At 72.0% G+C, this 14,825-nt stretch carries 15 protein-coding genes; 10 read left to right on the top strand and 5 right to left on the bottom strand.

The features are described 5' to 3' along the window. Positions 1-46: 46 nt before the first annotated feature. Positions 47-598: a CGNR zinc finger domain-containing protein gene (locus ACIPUC_RS10090; RefSeq protein ID WP_446588271.1), complete on the top strand. Its 552-nt coding sequence runs from the start codon at positions 47-49 to the stop codon at positions 596-598. A gap of 130 nt (positions 599-728) precedes the next feature. Next, entirely contained in the window at positions 729-1,931 is a 1,203-nt protein-coding gene (locus ACIPUC_RS10085; protein WP_446588269.1) for an alginate lyase family protein, read from the top strand. 60 nt (positions 1,932-1,991) lie between these two features. On the opposite strand, the gene ACIPUC_RS10080 is transcribed toward ACIPUC_RS10085, so the two are convergent. Then, positions 1,992-2,714, bottom strand: a complete 723-nt coding sequence (locus ACIPUC_RS10080) for a lysophospholipid acyltransferase family protein (protein ID WP_446588267.1) — start codon at positions 2,712-2,714, stop codon at positions 1,992-1,994. Positions 2,715-2,950: 236 nt separating this feature from the next. On the opposite strand from ACIPUC_RS10080, the gene ACIPUC_RS10075 reads away from it, so the two are divergent. From ACIPUC_RS10075 to ACIPUC_RS10050, 6 genes are all read left to right on the top strand, one after another. Then, the gene (locus ACIPUC_RS10075) at positions 2,951-3,316 is read left to right on the top strand and encodes a TlpA family protein disulfide reductase (protein ID WP_446588265.1); all 366 of its coding nucleotides are present in this window, start codon (positions 2,951-2,953) and stop codon (positions 3,314-3,316) included. Next, entirely contained in the window at positions 3,313-3,507 is a 195-nt protein-coding gene (locus tag ACIPUC_RS10070; RefSeq protein WP_446588263.1) for a putative leader peptide, read from the top strand. The genes ACIPUC_RS10075 and ACIPUC_RS10070 overlap by 4 nt, the downstream gene beginning before the upstream one ends. 98 nt (positions 3,508-3,605) lie before the next feature. Continuing rightward, positions 3,606-4,145: a flavin reductase family protein gene (locus ACIPUC_RS10065; protein ID WP_446588916.1), complete on the top strand. Its 540-nt coding sequence runs from the start codon at positions 3,606-3,608 to the stop codon at positions 4,143-4,145. Between the two features lie 201 nt (positions 4,146-4,346). Beyond that, positions 4,347-5,132, top strand: coding sequence for an electron transfer flavoprotein subunit beta/FixA family protein (locus ACIPUC_RS10060; RefSeq protein ID WP_446588261.1), 786 nt, complete (start codon positions 4,347-4,349; stop codon positions 5,130-5,132). A 58-nt stretch (positions 5,133-5,190) separates the two neighbouring features. Then, on the top strand, positions 5,191-6,153 hold the full coding sequence (locus ACIPUC_RS10055; RefSeq protein ID WP_446588259.1) for an electron transfer flavoprotein subunit alpha/FixB family protein: 963 nt from the start codon (positions 5,191-5,193) through the stop codon (positions 6,151-6,153). Between the two features lie 171 nt (positions 6,154-6,324). Then, positions 6,325-7,623 (top strand): DUF6986 family protein, encoded by a 1,299-nt coding sequence (locus ACIPUC_RS10050; RefSeq protein WP_446588257.1) that lies wholly within the window; start codon positions 6,325-6,327, stop codon positions 7,621-7,623. Positions 7,624-7,651: 28 nt separating this feature from the next. On the opposite strand, the gene ACIPUC_RS10045 is transcribed toward ACIPUC_RS10050, so the two are convergent. Further along, a complete protein-coding gene (locus ACIPUC_RS10045) occupies positions 7,652-9,913 on the bottom strand; it encodes a WD40 repeat domain-containing protein (RefSeq protein WP_446588255.1) in 2,262 nt (753 codons plus the stop codon). A 156-nt stretch (positions 9,914-10,069) separates the two neighbouring features. Here ACIPUC_RS10045 and ACIPUC_RS10040 point away from each other — a divergent pair, with 156 nt between their 5' ends. Next, positions 10,070-10,264 (top strand): hypothetical protein, encoded by a 195-nt coding sequence (locus tag ACIPUC_RS10040; RefSeq protein WP_446588253.1) that lies wholly within the window; start codon positions 10,070-10,072, stop codon positions 10,262-10,264. Here the strand turns inward: ACIPUC_RS10040 and ACIPUC_RS10035 are convergent. Next, positions 10,254-11,243 (bottom strand): LacI family DNA-binding transcriptional regulator, encoded by a 990-nt coding sequence (locus tag ACIPUC_RS10035; protein WP_446588914.1) that lies wholly within the window; start codon positions 11,241-11,243, stop codon positions 10,254-10,256. The genes ACIPUC_RS10040 and ACIPUC_RS10035 overlap by 11 nt on opposite strands. A 189-nt stretch (positions 11,244-11,432) precedes the next feature. On the opposite strand from ACIPUC_RS10035, the gene ACIPUC_RS10030 reads away from it, so the two are divergent. Beyond that, positions 11,433-12,473, top strand: coding sequence for an NUDIX domain-containing protein (locus tag ACIPUC_RS10030; RefSeq protein WP_446588251.1), 1,041 nt, complete (start codon positions 11,433-11,435; stop codon positions 12,471-12,473). 8 nt (positions 12,474-12,481) lie between these two features. On the opposite strand, the gene ACIPUC_RS10025 is transcribed toward ACIPUC_RS10030, so the two are convergent. Both ACIPUC_RS10025 and ACIPUC_RS10020 read right to left on the bottom strand, forming a co-directional pair. Then, positions 12,482-13,177 carry an MBL fold metallo-hydrolase gene (locus tag ACIPUC_RS10025; protein ID WP_446588249.1) on the bottom strand — a complete coding sequence of 232 codons (696 nt, stop codon included), beginning with the start codon at positions 13,175-13,177 and terminating at the stop codon, positions 12,482-12,484. 185 nt (positions 13,178-13,362) lie between these two features. After that, on the bottom strand, positions 13,363-14,727 hold the full coding sequence (locus tag ACIPUC_RS10020) for a M20/M25/M40 family metallo-hydrolase (RefSeq protein WP_446588247.1): 1,365 nt from the start codon (positions 14,725-14,727) through the stop codon (positions 13,363-13,365). Positions 14,728-14,825: the final 98 nt, after the last annotated feature.

Genomic DNA, 14,825 nt, shown 5'->3' with positions numbered 1-14,825 from the left:
GGATAAAGACGTTACGGCATTCGGGTGTACCGGGAAAGGATCCGGCATGGCGGACTCGCGAGGGGGCTTCTCGGCGGCCCGGCGGCTGATCGACCTGGCCGAGGCGGTGCGCGCGGACCCCGCACTGCCGCGCGCCGCGCTCGCGGAGCTGCTCGCCGGGCACGGGGAGCGTCCGGCGGACCTCACCGAGGCGGCGTTCCCCGAGGCGGGCGCCGCCGAACTGCGGGCCGCAGCCCGGCGGATGGCGGGGGTCCTCGGCGAGAGCGACGAGGACCGGGCCGCCGAGGCCCTCAACGCGCTGCTGGAGGAGTGTGCGACCCGGCCCCGTCTGACCCGGCACGACGGGCACGCCTGGCACCTTCACGTGGACCGGGGCGAGGAGGCGGGCTGGGGCGACTGGTTCCTCGCCTCGGGCGCCCTCGCGCTCGCCCAACTGCTCACCGAGTACGGGCGGATCGCCTGGGGCGCGTGCGCCGCCGAGGGCTGCGGACGGTTCTTCCTCGCCACCGGGCCGGGCAGTGCGCGCCGGTACTGCTCCACCACGTGCTCCAGCCGCGCGCGGGTGGCCGCCCATCGCCGGCGCAAGCGCGAAGCCTGACGGTCCGACGGGGTTCTGCGGAACAACAGGAAACTTTCTTGTCAGATCTCGTTGTCAGCTTGGCATGAGCATGAGTATCTTCGGGCCACCGGAACCCCTTCTACCGGAACCCCCCTACCGGAAGGCCCCCATGCGTTTCGGACTCCCCGCCGGGCTCGCCGCCCTGGCCCTCGGCTTACTTGTCGCGGTGGTCCCCGCCCCCACCGTCGCGGCGCCCCCGGCCCCCTCGGCTTCCGCCGCCCCCGCCCAGTTCGCCCACCCCGGAGTGCTCAACAGCCGCGCTCAGCTGGACTTCGTACGGGACCGGGTGCAAGCGGGCCGACAACCTTGGAAGCAGGCGTTCGACGCCATGCTCGCGAGCAAGTACGGATCGCTGACCCGCACGCCCAAGCCGCGCGCCGTCGTCGAGTGCGGTTCGTACTCGAACCCCAACAACGGCTGCTCCGAGGAGCGCGAGGACGCCATCGCCGCGTACAGCCACGCGCTCGCCTGGTACCTCACCGGAGACGCGAAGCACGCCAAGAAGTCGATCGAGCTGATGGACGCCTGGTCCGCCACGATCAAGGACCACACCAACAGCAACGCGCCCCTGCAGAGCGGCTGGGCCGGATCGACCTGGCCGCGCGCCGCCGAGATCATCAAGCACACGTACACCGGCGGCTGGGCGAACCGGACGCGGTTCGCCACCATGCTGCGCGAGGTCTACCTGCCCGAGGTGATCAACGGGAGGCCGAACAGCAACGGCAACTGGGAACTGATCATGATGGACGCCGCTGTCGGCATCGCGGTCCATCTCGACGACCGGGCCGCTTACGACAAGGCGATGGGCATCTACCTCGGCCGCGTCCCGGCCTACTTCTACCTGGCGTCCGACGGGCCGCAGCCCCTCTACCCGCCCCGCTCCGGCATCGACAGCCGCAGCGAGCTGATCAAGTACTGGCACGACCAGACCACCTTCGTGGACGGCCTCGCACAGGAGACCTGCCGGGACTTCGGCCACACCGGCATGGGCATCGCGGCGACCATGCACGTCGCCGAGACCTCGCGGATCCAGGGCCGCGACCTGTACCCGCAGTTCAAGGACCGCTTCCGGCACGCGCTGGGCTTCCACGCGAGGTACGAACTCGGCGAGGCCGTGCCGTCCTGGCTCTGCGGCGGAAGTCTGGCCAAGGGCATCGGCCCGGCCACCGAGGTCGGCTACAACGCCCTGCACACCCGGCTCGGCATCACCATGGAGAACACCCGCAGGCTCACCGAGGGGCGGCGCCCGGCGGGCACCGAGAACCACTTCGAGGCCTGGGAGACCCTGACCCACGCCGAGAACCCCAACTGAGCGGGGCCGCGAGAGCGCGGCCCGCCCCCCAGGGGGACGGGCCGCGCTCCGGCGTCCGGGTCAGCCGGCTTCCTTGACCTGGGCCGCCGTCGGCGCGCTGCCGCCCAGGTGGGCCGGCAGCCACCAGGAGTCGGTCGCGTCCTTGGGCTTGTCCGGGTAGGCGCGCTGCGCCGCGTCCAGCAACTCCTGCACGCGCTCGCGCACCCGGCGGGTGATGGCCCCGGCGTACTGGTCCGTCGGCGCCTCGATCGGCTCGCCCACCCGCATCGTCACCGGGACGTGGCTGCGCTTCAGGTTCTTCGGGCGGCCCTTGGTCCACAGTCGCTGGGTGCCCCACAGCGCCACCGGGATGAGCGGGACGCCGGCCTCCTGGGCCATGCGCGCCGCACCCGACTTGAAGCTCTTGAGGGTGAAGGACTGGGAGATCGTCGCCTCCGGGAACACCCCGATGATCTCGCCGGCCCGCAGCGAGTCCAGGGCGTGCTGGTATGCCGTCTCCCCCTGCTTGCGGTCCACCGGGATGTGCTTCATCGCGCGCATCAGCGGACCGGACACCCTGTGCCGGAACACCGACTCCTTCGCCATGAAGCGCACCAGGCGCTTCTGCGGCCGCGCCGTCAGGCCGGCGAAGATGAAGTCGAGGTAGCCGATGTGGTTCGACACCAGGACCGCTCCGCCCTTGCGCGGGATGTTCTCGGTGCCCTGCATGTCGATACGGATGTCCAGCGCGCGGAACAGCCCGTGCGCGGCGCCGATCACGGGAGGATAGACGAGCTCAGCCATGGTGGGGAGACCCCGCTTTCTGCCTGGGGAGGTGCTCCCGGCCGGAAGTTACGGAAGCGTAGGTACGCGACCCATGGGGGATCGTGCCCCAAACGCGCGCTGCTGGCCAGCCCAGACGAGTGTGCCCGGCGAGATTCTCGTCACGCCGGGAATGCGGTGCCCGCGCCGGGCGCTGCGATCAGAGTACGAGCGTACGGGCAGGGTGCGCGTAAGCGAGGGCGGCGAGGGGAGCGCGGGTGCGCGCGCAGGACGACGGCCGGGACCACGGCCGGGACCAGGGCGGTGACGGCGGCCAGGGCCGGCTGGGCGCCGCGGAACTGGGTGCGGAGCCCGGCGAGCGGGCCAGCCTGGTGCAGTTCTCCAGCGCCTTCTGCCAGCCCTGCCGGGCCACCCGGCGGATCCTCGCCGAGGTCGCGGGGATGGTCGAGGGGGTCGCGCACATCGAGATCGACGCAGAGGACCGCCTCGAGCTGGTGCGGGCGCTGGGCATCGAGAAGACCCCGACCGTGCTCGTCCTGGACGCGGCGGGCCGGATCGTCCGGCAGGCGGCCGGGATGCCGCGCAAGGCGGATGTGATCGCGGCCCTGGGCGCCGCCGTATGACGCGAGCGCCGGTACACGCGCCGTCGCGCGGGCCCGTACGCAGCGTGACGCGCCTGACATCTGACGGATCCCGCTTGACTGTGTACACGGGAGATCGCCAGGCTGGCCGCATGCCGTATGAACCCCTGCTCTACGGACGTGTCCACGTGGACCTCGTCCGCTACGCGAGCGCGCGCTGTCGGGATCACTGAACGCCCCCGGTCCCCGATCTCCGACAGCGCCCGCGTGCTCCGCGGCAGAAGGAAGTGCCCCGATGACCGCTCCTGCGGCCCCGACGACCTCGTCCCCGATGACCCCGTCCCTGACGGCTTCGTCCCCGACGCCTTCGTCCCCCCGACTCGGCGCCGGCCACCCCGGCTCGCCCGACCTCCTGCGCTCCGTGTTCCGGCGGCACGCCGCCGGGGTCGCCGTTATCACCGCCGAGACCTGCGGGCGCCCGGCGGGCTTCACCGCCACCTCGCTCAACTCGGTCTCCGCGGATCCGCCGCTGCTGTCGTTCACGATCGGCACCGGATCCTCCAGCTGGCCCGCCGTGCGCGACAGCGACCACCTCGGGGTCCACATACTGGGCGAGCACCAGCGGGAGCTCGCGGGCCTGTTCGCCCGGAGCGGGGCGGACCGTTTCGGCCCTGCCACCGGCTGGAGCACCGGGCCGCACGGGGTCCCGGTACTGGACGGCGTGCTCGCGTGGCTGGTCTGCCGGGTGGTGGCGCGGGTGCCCGCGGGCGAGCATCGTGTGATCATCGCGGAGGCGGTTGCGGGGGATCCGGCCGGGGAGGGTCGCCCCCTGCTGTACCACCAGGGCCGATTCAACGCGCTGCGCGACTGAATCGTGCCTGTTGGGGCGGGTCGGGGCGGCGTTGGACAGATCACAGTTCACCGAGCTTGCGCCCGCGCGGGACCCACGGTGTACTGACGAGTAACATTCCCTTCGGAGCGCGGGCCGCCCCGACCGGGATCCGCCCGACAAGGCGCCTATGCTGCCTGCACAAGGCGGTACCAGAAAAGACGATGCGGTAGGAGAGCCGGCGTGAGCCTGAGGATCGTTGTCTGTGTGAAGTACGTGCCCGACGCCACCGGCGACCGGCAGTTCACCGAGGACTTGACCGTCAACCGTGACGACGTCGACGGCCTGCTGTCGGAACTCGACGAGTACGCCGTCGAGCAGGCGCTGCAGATCGCCGACGAGGCCGACGACGCGGAGATCACCGTCCTGACGGTGGGCCCCGAGGACGCCAAGGACGCGCTGCGCAAGGCGCTGTCGATGGGCGCCGACAAGGCCATCCACGTCGAGGACGACGACCTGCACGGCAGCGACGTCATGGGCACCTCGCTGGTGCTCGCCAAGGCGATCGAGAAGGCCGGCTACGACCTGGTCATCACCGGCATGGCCTCGACCGACGGCACCATGGGCGTGCTCCCGGCGATCCTGGCCGAGCGCCTGGGCGTCCCGCAGGTCACCCTGCTCTCCGAGGTCAAGGTCGAGGACGGCACCGTGACCGGCCGCCGCGACGGCGACACCGCGAGCGAGACGCTGGAGGCCTCCCTCCCCGCGCTCGTCTCGGTGACGGACCAGTCGGGCGAGGCCCGCTACCCGTCCTTCAAGGGCATCATGGCGGCCAAGAAGAAGCCGGTTCAGTCCTGGGACCTGGAGGAGCTGGACATCGAGGCCGACGAGGTCGGTCTGGAAGGCTCCTGGACCAAGGTCGACTCCGCGGCCCAGCGCCCGGCCCGCACCGCCGGCACGATCGTCAAGGACGAGGGCGAGGGCGGCAAGCAGCTGGCCGAGTTCCTGGCCGGCCAGAAGTTCATCTAAGAACTTCGGTCATCCCTCTTAGCCCCCAGACACTTCGCAATAGCAGGAGAGCAGTCCCATGGCTGAAGTTCTCGTCTACGTCGACCACGTGGACGGCGCCGTCCGCAAGCCCACCCTCGAGCTGCTGACGCTGGCCCGCCGCCTCGGCGAGCCCGTCGCCGTCGCCCTGGGCGCCGGCGCCGAGGCCACCGCCGCCGTGCTCGCCGAGCACGGTGCCGTCAAGGTCCTCACCGCCGACGCCCCCGAGTTCACCGAGTACCTCGTCGTACCCAAGGTGGACGCGCTCCAGGCCGCGTACGAGGCCGTCTCCCCGGCCGCGGTGCTCGTTCCGTCCTCTGCCGAGGGCAAGGAGATCGCCGCCCGCCTGGCCGTGCGCATCGGCTCGGGCATCATCACCGACGCGATCGACCTGGAGGCCGGTGACGAGGGCCCGGTCGCGACGCAGTCCGCGTTCGCCGCGTCCTTCACCACCAAGTCCCGCGTCTCCAAGGGCACCCCGGTCATCACCGTGAAGCCGAACTCGGCTCCGGTCGAGGCCGCCCCGGCCGCCGGCACCGTCGAGGCGCTCGCCGTCACCTTCGGCGCCCTGGCCACCGGCACCAAGGTCACCGGCCGCACTCCGCGCGAGTCGACCGGCCGCCCCGAGCTGACCGAGGCCGCGATCGTGGTCTCCGGCGGCCGCGGCGTCAACGGCGCCGAGAACTTCCACATCATCGAGGAGCTCGCGGACTCCCTCGGTGCGGCCGTCGGCGCCTCGCGCGCCGCCGTCGACGCCGGCTGGTATCCGCACTCCAACCAGGTCGGCCAGACCGGCAAGTCGGTCTCCCCGCAGCTGTACATCGCCTCCGGCATCTCGGGCGCGATCCAGCACCGGGCCGGCATGCAGACCTCGAAGACCATCGTGGCCATCAACAAGGACGCCGAGGCCCCGATCTTCGACCTGGTCGACTACGGCGTGGTCGGCGACCTCTTCACGGTCGTCCCGCAGCTGACCGAGGAGATCAAGGCGCGCAAGGGCTAGTCCCTGACCTGCGTATCTCTCCGCCTCCGGGGCCGTGTGGTGATTGTCACCACGCGGCCCCGAGTCGTTTGTCCAGGACGGCGGGGGGACCATTGACTGAGCGGAACCCCGTGACTAAATTCTGCTATGCGGATCTAAGCTTCCGTGAAGCGGAAAAGAGGAGAGTGCACGATGGGTCAGCAGGAGAAGGTGGCGACGAGCCTCGCAGGCGCGGTCAGCGAGGGCATCAGCGCCTCCCTCGCGCCGGTGGACGCGGAACTCGCGCGCCACTACCCGGGCGACCCCGGCACCCGCCAGCCCATCCACACCGTCTACGTGCCCGGTGACGTGTTCGCCGCCGACACCATCCGCTCCTGGGGCGACCAGGCGCTCGCGGCGCTCGACCAGCACGCCCCGGACGCCGCCACCTTCGCCAAGGTGCTGGGCATCTCCGACGAGCTGGCCGTACCGGTCTACGACCGCGTCCGCGCCAAGCTCGCCTCCGAGCCGATCGAGGACCTGCGCGTCGACTTCGAGGACGGCTTCGGCGTCCGCTCCGACGAGGAGGAGGACCAGGCCGCGGCCCGCGCCGCACGCCTGGTCTCCGAAGCCTTCTCCAACGGCACGAACGCCCCGTACATGGGCATCCGCATGAAGTGCATGGAGTCCAACGTCCGCGACCGCGGCATCCGCACCACGGACATCTTCCTGTCCGGCCTGCTGGAGCACGGCGGCCTGCCCGACGGCCTCGTCCTGACCCTCCCCAAGGTCACCTACGCCGAACAGGTCAGCGCCTTCGTCAAGCTGCTGGAGGCCTTCGAGACCACCCGCGGCCTGCGCCCGGGCCGGATCGGCTTCGAGATCCAGATCGAGACCAGCCAGTCCATCGTCGCCTCCGACGGCACCGCAACCGTCGCCCGGATGATCGAGGCCTCCAAGGGCCGCGCCACCGGCCTGCACTACGGCACCTTCGACTACAGCGCCTGCGTCGGCGTCTCCGCCGCGTACCAGTCGAGCGACCACCCGGCCGCCGACCACGCGAAGGCGATCATGCAGGTCGCGGCCGCCGGCACCGGCGTACGCGTGTCGGACGGCTCCACGAACGTGCTGCCGATCGGCACCACCGAGCACGTCCACGAGGCCTGGAAGCTCCACTACGGCCTGACCCGCCGCGCCCTGGCCCGCGCCTACTACCAGGGCTGGGACATGCACCCCGCGCACCTCCCGACCCGCTACGCGGCGGTCTTCACCTTCTACCGCGAGGGCCTCGAGGCCGCCGCCGCGCGCCTGAAGGCGTACGTCGCCAAGATCGAGGGCGACGTGATGGACGAGCCCGCCACCGCCAAGGCGCTGGCCGGCTACCTGGTCCGCGGCCTGGACTGCGGCGCGGTCGGCACCGAGGAGGTCACCGCCCTGACCGGCCTGAGCCGCGCCGAACTGGACGCCTTCGCCATCCCGCGCCGCTCGGCGACCCTGACGGCGTCCGCCTGATCCGATCCACGCGCGGCCCGGCCCCGGATCACGGGAGCCGGGCCGTCGGCATGCCGGGAGAGTGGGGCAGCAGCCAGCAGCGCAGGGTGCCGTCGTCCCCGGAAGCGGCCAGCAGACTTGCGTCGGGGGAGAAGGCGACACCGCGGACGGCTCCACTGTGACCGGTCAAGGGCAAGCCGGTGGCGGCCTCGCCCGTGGCAGGATCCCAGAGCTGTACGGTGCCGTCCGCGCCCGCGCTGGCGAGACGGTGCCCCTGCAAGGAGAACGCCAGGTCGTACACCGAGCCGGTGTGCCCGAAGAGGCGGCGGCCTTGAGCCGTGCGGCTGCTCACGTCCCACAGCATGACGTGTCCTTCGACGTCGCCGGTCGCCAGCAGGCGGCCGTCCGGGGAGAAGGCCATGGCACCGACGGTGCTCAGGTGGGCCTCCAGCTCCAGGTCGCACCCCTCTGGGGCGGCCGGGTCCCATAGCACCACCCGCTCGCCCATCGCGGCGGCCAGCATGCTTCCGTCCGGAGCGGCGGCAAGTCCGAAGACATCCGACACCCTGTTTGGAACGTTCGCGGCGGCGGCCGTCCGGCCGTCGGATACGTCCAGGACCAGCACCCGTCCCTCCGCACCGATCAAGGCCACCTGCCGGGTGGCGTCGCAGAACGCGACGTGCTGTACCAGGGACACGGGGCGGTCGGGCGCCCCGCCAGGGGTCCACAGGCAGGCCGGGCCGCCGTCGGCGGGGAAGTCCAGCCCCCAGGGGGCTGTGCCGGTTGGCACGGGCAGGGTCTCGGGCAGCCGGACGCGTGCGGCCGGATCCCAGGTGAGGATCCGGCCGTCCTCGGTGCGGACCAGGAGCCGGTTGCCATCCGGCGAGAAGGCCAGCCTGCGGAGGGCGACTCCGCTCATCCCGGACAGGGGAGGCAGAGGCACGGCCTGACGCTGACGCAAGGCGGTGTCGAGGGCCCGTGCCGCGAGCGGCGCAGAAGGCGAGGGTGCCGCGTCGGGCGCGTCATGGTACACCACCAGGGTGTCGGCCTCGCCGCAGACGGCGAGCATACGGCCGTCGGGGGACATGGCCAACCGGTCGAACGGACCCTTGTGCCCCGCCAGGGGCGGGCCCAGGAGAGTGGCGGTCGAAGGGTCCCACAGGCGTACGGTGCCGTGGTCGCTCATGGTGGCCAGCAGGCGGCCGTCCAGGGAGAAGGCCATGGTGTCCCCACGGCCGGCCGCTTCGGGCAGCCTGCACGCTACGGTGCCGGTCGCGGTGTCCCACAGCAGGGTCTCCTCCCTGACGGTCGTGGCCAACAGGGCGCCGTCGGCGGAGAACGCGGCCCCGATGGTCTCAGGGAGCGTCTCGATGAGGGGCTTGCCGATACTCGCACTGGTCGCGAGATCCCACAGACGTAGCGTGTGCCTGGTCCGGAGCGCGGCCAGGATGCTCCCGTCGGGACGGCAGAACATTGCCTTGATTTCGCCGATCAGAGGCGATCCGGCGGGCTCTCCGGTCGCCGTGTCCCAACGGTGGACGATCTCGTCGTCGGCCGTGACCAGTGTCCGGCCGTCCGCCGCGAAGGCGACCACGTCGATGGAGCTGTGGTGGCCGAGCAGGGGCGGCCCTGCCCGCTCGAGCGTCTCGGTATCCCACAGGGTGACCGCGCCCCCGTCGTCTCCGACGGCCAGGAGGTGGCCGCTGGGGGAGAACGCCAATGAGAATGCAACGCATCCGCCTCCGAGCTCGCCGATGGCGACTCCGCGGACGGGATCCCACAGTTGGACCACTGCGCTCTCCTCGGTCTCCCCGGACACGGCGAGGATCCGGCCGTCGGGCGAGAACACCGCACACCAGTTGTTGTTCCCGCGTGTGGTGAGAACGTGGGCCACGGCGAAGCCGTTCCTGCCGACGGGAACGGGTGCGGGTCCTGGAAGGGGGGCTCGCTGAGCCGTGACGGACTTAGGTGCTGGCGAGCGCCGGACCGGATCCAGGGCGGCCAGGTCGCGCCAGCGGCGGCGCCAGGGTTCCAGTTCGGGGGAGTTGTGGGGCGGGACGGGCCGCTCCTGCCCGAACTCGTCGTAGGAGTGAAGGATCCTGACCAGGCCCATGAGGCGGTCCAGGCCCGGAAGGCGGTCACCGCGGAACGCGTCGCTCTGGGTGGACACGGGAAGCCGGATCCCGGTCTGGGACTTCGCCGCACGCGTGGCCAGTTCGCGGTACGACGGCTTGCCCCGGTCGAGCCGCAGCCGACGCAAGTCCGCCGCGAACGACTCCAGTTCTTCGCTGAATGCACGCACGCTGTCCATCACCGCACAGGTTAGGGCCGTGCCGGGCGCTCCGCCGGACAATCCCGAACAGCGCGGAACGGCGCCGGTCAGTGCCGGTGTCCGGCGGTGTTCGGAGGCGGTCCGGGTCGTTCGGTGCGGACAGTGCGCGGGCACGAAGGGAAGTGAAATCGGGGTATGACCACACCTTCGGACACCGAGCCGCCCTTCCTGACCCTGCACACCACTGTCGTGCTCCTCGGCGCCCTGTTCGCCGGCATCGTCACCGGCGCGTTGAGCCACCTCGGCGGGGTGCCGCCCGCGCTTGCGGTTCTCGCCGGGCTCACCGCCGCCGGCGGGGCCGTGCCCGTGCTGCGTACGCTCATCCGCTGACCGGCGGGAGTTCGCCCGAGCCGCGGATGATGAGGCGGGTCGGGAGTTCGATGCGGGACGCGGGGAGGTCGGCTCCCGCGAGGCGCTGGAAGAGGCGGTCCGTGGCCACCCGGCCCAGGGCCGCCGGGTCCTGGGCGACCACCGTCACGCCGGGGCGCAGCAGGTCGGCCAGTTCGAAATCGTCGAAGCCGACCAGGGCCACCGGGCGGTCCAGGGCGGTGAGGACCCGTACCAGCGTGACCGTCACGCGGTTGTTGCCGGCGAAGACGGCCGACACCGGGTCCGGGCCCGTGAGCATCGAACGGGCCGCCGCCGCCACCCGTTCGGGGGCCGTGGAGCCGAGCGAGACCCAGGATTCGGCCGGCGGCAGGCCCGCGTCCGCCATCGCCGCCCGGTAGCCGCGCAGACGCTCCGCCGCCGTGTGGATGCGGGGGTGGTCGCCGATGAAGCCGATCCTGCGGTGGCCGCCCGCGATCAGGTGGGCCACCCCGTCCCGGGCTCCGCCGAAGCTGTCCGAGAGGACGACGTCCGCCTCGATCCGGCCGGCGGGGCGGTCCACGAACACCGTGGCCACGCCGGCCCGGATCTCCGGCTCCAGGTAGCGGTGGTCGTCGCCCGCCGGGATCACGATCAGCCCGTCCACCCGGCGCGCGCACAGCGCGAGCGCCAACTCCCGCTCCCGGTCCGGGTCCTCGGCGCTGGAGCCGTTGATGAGCAGCGCCCCGTGCGCGCGGGCCACCTCCTCCACCGCCCGGTTCAGCGGACCGTAGAACGGGTCGGCGAGGTCCTCCAGGACCAGGCCCACGGTGGCGGTGCGGCCCTTGCGCAGCACGCGCGCGCTGTCGTTGCGGCGGAAGCCCAGGGCGTCGATGGCCTCCTGGACCCGCCGTTCGGTGTCGGGGGTGACTCCGGCCTCCCCGTTGACCACGCGCGACACCGTTTTCAGGCCCACACCCGCACGGGCCGCCACGTCCTTCATGGTCGGCCGGTTTCCGTAACGGGGGTCGGACGGGCGGCGGCTGTGGGGCACGGTGGGGAAACCTCCGGAGATATCGGGCGGGCTGCTGACCTTGAGGATAAGCACTCGGCCGATAGTGAGGTTTCCGTGCCAGGGTGGGACGGGCAAGCCACTGGGGGCTCCGGACGAGCCATGGGGAGAGGGGTAGACGTGATTGTCTGGATCAACGGCACATTCGGCGCCGGGAAGACCAGCACGGCCCGCGAACTGACCGGAATCCTGCCGGACAGCACCCTGTTCGACCCGGAGTTCATCGGCGACGCGCTGCGGGTGCTGCTGCCGCGCAAGCGCCTGGCGGAGGTCTCCGACTACCAGGACCTGCCGAGCTGGCGGCGCCTGGTGGTGGACACGGCGGCGGCGATGCTCACAGAGTTGGGCGGGGTGCTCGTCGTACCGATGACACTCCTCAGGCAGGAGTACCGGGACGAGATCTTCGGCGCTCTGGCGGCCCGGCGGATCCCGGTGCGCCATGTGCTCCTGGCCCCTGCGGAAACGATCCTTCGGCATCGGATCGCGACACGGGAGGAGCCGGGCGTCGCGCCGCAGGACCAGGACCTGCGGGTCCGCCAGTGGGCCTACGACCACATCCCCGCCTACCAGCACGCGCTCGGCTGGCTCACCGCCGACGCGCACGTCATCGACAACGGCGCCCTGAGCGTGCGGGAGACCGCGGAGCGGATCGCCGAAGCCGTGCGCACCGAGGAGGCCTCCGTCTGCGACATCGTGCAGACCCCGGAGCCCACCCGGGAGACGGTGGCGTCCGGGGTGCTGCTCTTCGACGAGCAGGACCGGGTGCTGCTGGTGGACCCGACGTACAAGGCGGGCTGGGAGTTCCCGGGCGGCGTCGTCGAAGCCGGCGAGGCCCCGGCCTGTGCGGCCGTACGGGAGGTCGCCGAGGAACTGGGACTCGAACTGGACCGCGCCCCCGGACTGCTGGTGGTCGACTGGGAGCGCCCGCAGCCGCCCGGCTACGGGGGCCTGCGGCTGCTCTTCGACGGCGGCCGCCTCCCGGACGGCGCGGAGGCCCGGCTCCGGCTGCCCGGCCCGGAACTGCGGGCCTGGCGCTTCGTCACGGAGGCCGAGGCCGCCGGAATGCTCCCGCAGCACCGTTACGAGCGCCTGCGCTGGGCCCTGCGCGCCCGGGAACGCGGGCGTCCGCTGTACTTGGAGGCGGGTGTCCCGGTCGGCTGACCGGAACCTCAGGTTTCGGTCTCGGCCGCGGCCTTCGCGAGCGCGGCCGCCGTGTCCGTCGTCAGCGGGTCGCCGTGGCCGAAGCAGGCGACGGTGGGGGACAGCGCGGCCAGCCGGCGGAACGAGCCGACCGCCCTGGCGCGGTCCACGTTGAACACGCCCAGCATCAGCGGGCCGACGGCGGCGACGCAGTCCCCGGTGAACAGCACGCCGTGGCGCGGGAGGTGGACGCCGATGCTGCCGTCGGTGTGGCCCGGGGCGTGCACCGCGTACGCCCCGTCCCCGAAGCCCAGCGCGTCACCGTCCTCCACCTCCTGGTCGACCGGCGTGGGAGGTGCCTCGGGGACGGTCAGGCCGTGCGCGTACAGCGGCACCTCCCAGTCGAGCAGCACCGGCTCGGGCACGGGCCGCTCGCCGCGGATCACGGGCGCGTCCAGCCGGTGCGCCAGTATCCGCGCGTCCCAGCGGGCGGCGAGCTCACCGGCCGCGCCGACGTGGTCGCGGTGGCAGTGGGTGAGCACGATCCGCTCCAGGCGTTCCGGCAGCAGCCCGAGGGACCGTACCGCCCCCTCGATCTCGCCGGCGGACTCGACGCTGCCCGCATCGATGAGGGTCAGCGCCTCGCCGTCCTGCCAGAGGTACGCCTGGCCGATGGGGAAGCGGAGCATGTGGAGCCGGTTCGGGAGTACTTCGACGAGATCCATACCGAGAACGTACGGACCCGCGCCGCCCCGCGCGTGCCCCGAACCCGCGACTTCACCAGGAGCGGAGTCCGCTCAGAGCGGACCCGCCGACTGGGCGGGGCCCGGTAGGGCCCGGGCGCAGCCGGGGCCGCCCGCGCAGGGGCGCCGCACCGTGGTGTGCGGCGCCGATAGCGGCGCGACCGGCATCAACCGCGCTTGGACTCCGCGTAGTTGACGAGGAACAGGGCCTCCGCCACCGAAAGGCGCTCCAGTTCCTGCGGCGAGACGCTCTCGTTCACCGCGTGGATCTGCGCCTCCGGCTCGCTCAGCCCGATCAGCAGCATCTCCGCGTCCGGGTACAGCTGCGTCAGCGTGTTGCACAGCGGGATCGAGCCGCCCATGCCGGCGACCTGCATCTCCTGACCCGGGTACGCCACCTGCATGGCCGCCGCCATCGACGCGTACGCCGGGCTGCTCGTGTCCGCCTGGAACGGCTGCCCCTGGCCCACGACCTCGAGCTCCAGCTTCGCCTGCCACGGGGTGTGCGCCGTCAGGTGGGCCTCCAGCAGCTTGATGGCCACGAAGGTGTCCACGCCCGGCGGCACCCGCAGGCTGATCAGCGCGCCGGCGCTCGCGTGCACCGACGGCGTCGCGCCGACCACCGACGGGCAGTCGATGCCCAGTACGGTCACGGCCGGGCGGGCCCACAGCCGGTCCGCGATCGTGCCCTCGCCGATCAGCTCGACCCCGTCCAGCACCTTCGCGTCGGCGCGGAAGTCCGCCTCCGGATACTGCAGGCCCTCCCACACCGCGTCCGACGCCAGCCCGTCCACGGTCGTCGAACCGTCCGCCGCGCGCAGCGAGTCCAGCAGCCGGATCAGCGCCGCCAGCGCGTCGGGGGCGACGCCGCCGAACATGCCGGAGTGCAGGTTGCCGCCCAGGGTGTCGATCTTGACCTTGATCAGGGTCATCCCCCGCAGCGTGGCCGTCACCGTCGGCAGGCCGAGACGGAAGTTGCCCGCGTCGCCGATGACGACGGTGTCCGCGGCGAGCAGCTCGGGGTGCGCCTCGGCGTACTGCTGGAGGCCGCCGGTGCCCTGCTCCTCGGAACCCTCGACGATCACCTTCACGCCCACCGGCACGCCGCCGTTGGCCTTCAGGGCGCGCAGCGCCAGCAGGTGCATGATGAACCCGCCCTTGCAGTCGGCGGAGCCGCGCCCGTACCAGCGGCCGTCGCGCTCGGTCAGCTCGAACGCGGGGGATATCCAGGCGGCGTCGTCCAGCGGCGGCTGCACGTCGTAGTGCGCGTAGAGCAGAACGGTCGGCGCGCCCTCGGGGCCGGGCAGGAAGCCGTACACGGACTGCGTGCCGTCGGGGGTGTCGAGCAGCGCGACGTCCTGGAAGCCCTCGGCGCGCAGCGCGTCCGCCACCCAGTTCGCGGCGCCCTCGCTCTCGCTCTTGGGGAACTGCGCCCAGTCCGCCACCGACTGGAAGGCCACCAGCTCGGTCAGCTCCCGCTTGGCGCGGGGCATCAGCGAGGCGATGGTCTCGGCGATCGGATTCTGGGACATGGGCACGCTCCTTTTGGGTGCGACGTTGTGCTCTGTGTACGCCGCCCGCATCCGCGTGGTGCGCGTATGCCGGGTACGGCGGAAGACAGTCCCGATCC

It is taken from the genome of Streptomyces sp. LARHCF249 (assembly GCF_052871255.1).
Note: the sequence above shows the minus strand (reverse complement) of the source record. Positions and strands in the feature narration are given on the sequence as shown.

Bases quoted from the DNA above. Each gene is read 5' to 3' on its own strand.
- ACIPUC_RS10090 (WP_446588271.1), top strand. From the start codon at position 47: ATGGCGGACTCGCGAGGGGGCTTCTCGGCGGCCCGGCGGCTGATCGAC.
- ACIPUC_RS10085 (WP_446588269.1), top strand. From the start codon at position 729: ATGCGTTTCGGACTCCCCGCCGGGCTCGCCGCCCTGGCCCTCGGCTTA.
- ACIPUC_RS10080 (WP_446588267.1), bottom strand. From the start codon at position 2,714: ATGGCTGAGCTCGTCTATCCTCCCGTGATCGGCGCCGCGCACGGGCTG.
- ACIPUC_RS10070 (WP_446588263.1), top strand. From the start codon at position 3,313: ATGACGCGAGCGCCGGTACACGCGCCGTCGCGCGGGCCCGTACGCAGC.
- ACIPUC_RS10065 (WP_446588916.1), top strand. From the start codon at position 3,606: ATGACCCCGTCCCTGACGGCTTCGTCCCCGACGCCTTCGTCCCCCCGA.
- ACIPUC_RS10055 (WP_446588259.1), top strand. From the start codon at position 5,191: ATGGCTGAAGTTCTCGTCTACGTCGACCACGTGGACGGCGCCGTCCGC.
- ACIPUC_RS10050 (WP_446588257.1), top strand. From the start codon at position 6,325: ATGGGTCAGCAGGAGAAGGTGGCGACGAGCCTCGCAGGCGCGGTCAGC.
- ACIPUC_RS10045 (WP_446588255.1), bottom strand. From the start codon at position 9,913: ATGGACAGCGTGCGTGCATTCAGCGAAGAACTGGAGTCGTTCGCGGCG.
- ACIPUC_RS10040 (WP_446588253.1), top strand. From the start codon at position 10,070: ATGACCACACCTTCGGACACCGAGCCGCCCTTCCTGACCCTGCACACC.
- ACIPUC_RS10035 (WP_446588914.1), bottom strand. From the start codon at position 11,243: ATGAAGGACGTGGCGGCCCGTGCGGGTGTGGGCCTGAAAACGGTGTCG.
- ACIPUC_RS10025 (WP_446588249.1), bottom strand. From the start codon at position 13,177: ATGGATCTCGTCGAAGTACTCCCGAACCGGCTCCACATGCTCCGCTTC.
- ACIPUC_RS10020 (WP_446588247.1), bottom strand. From the start codon at position 14,727: ATGTCCCAGAATCCGATCGCCGAGACCATCGCCTCGCTGATGCCCCGC.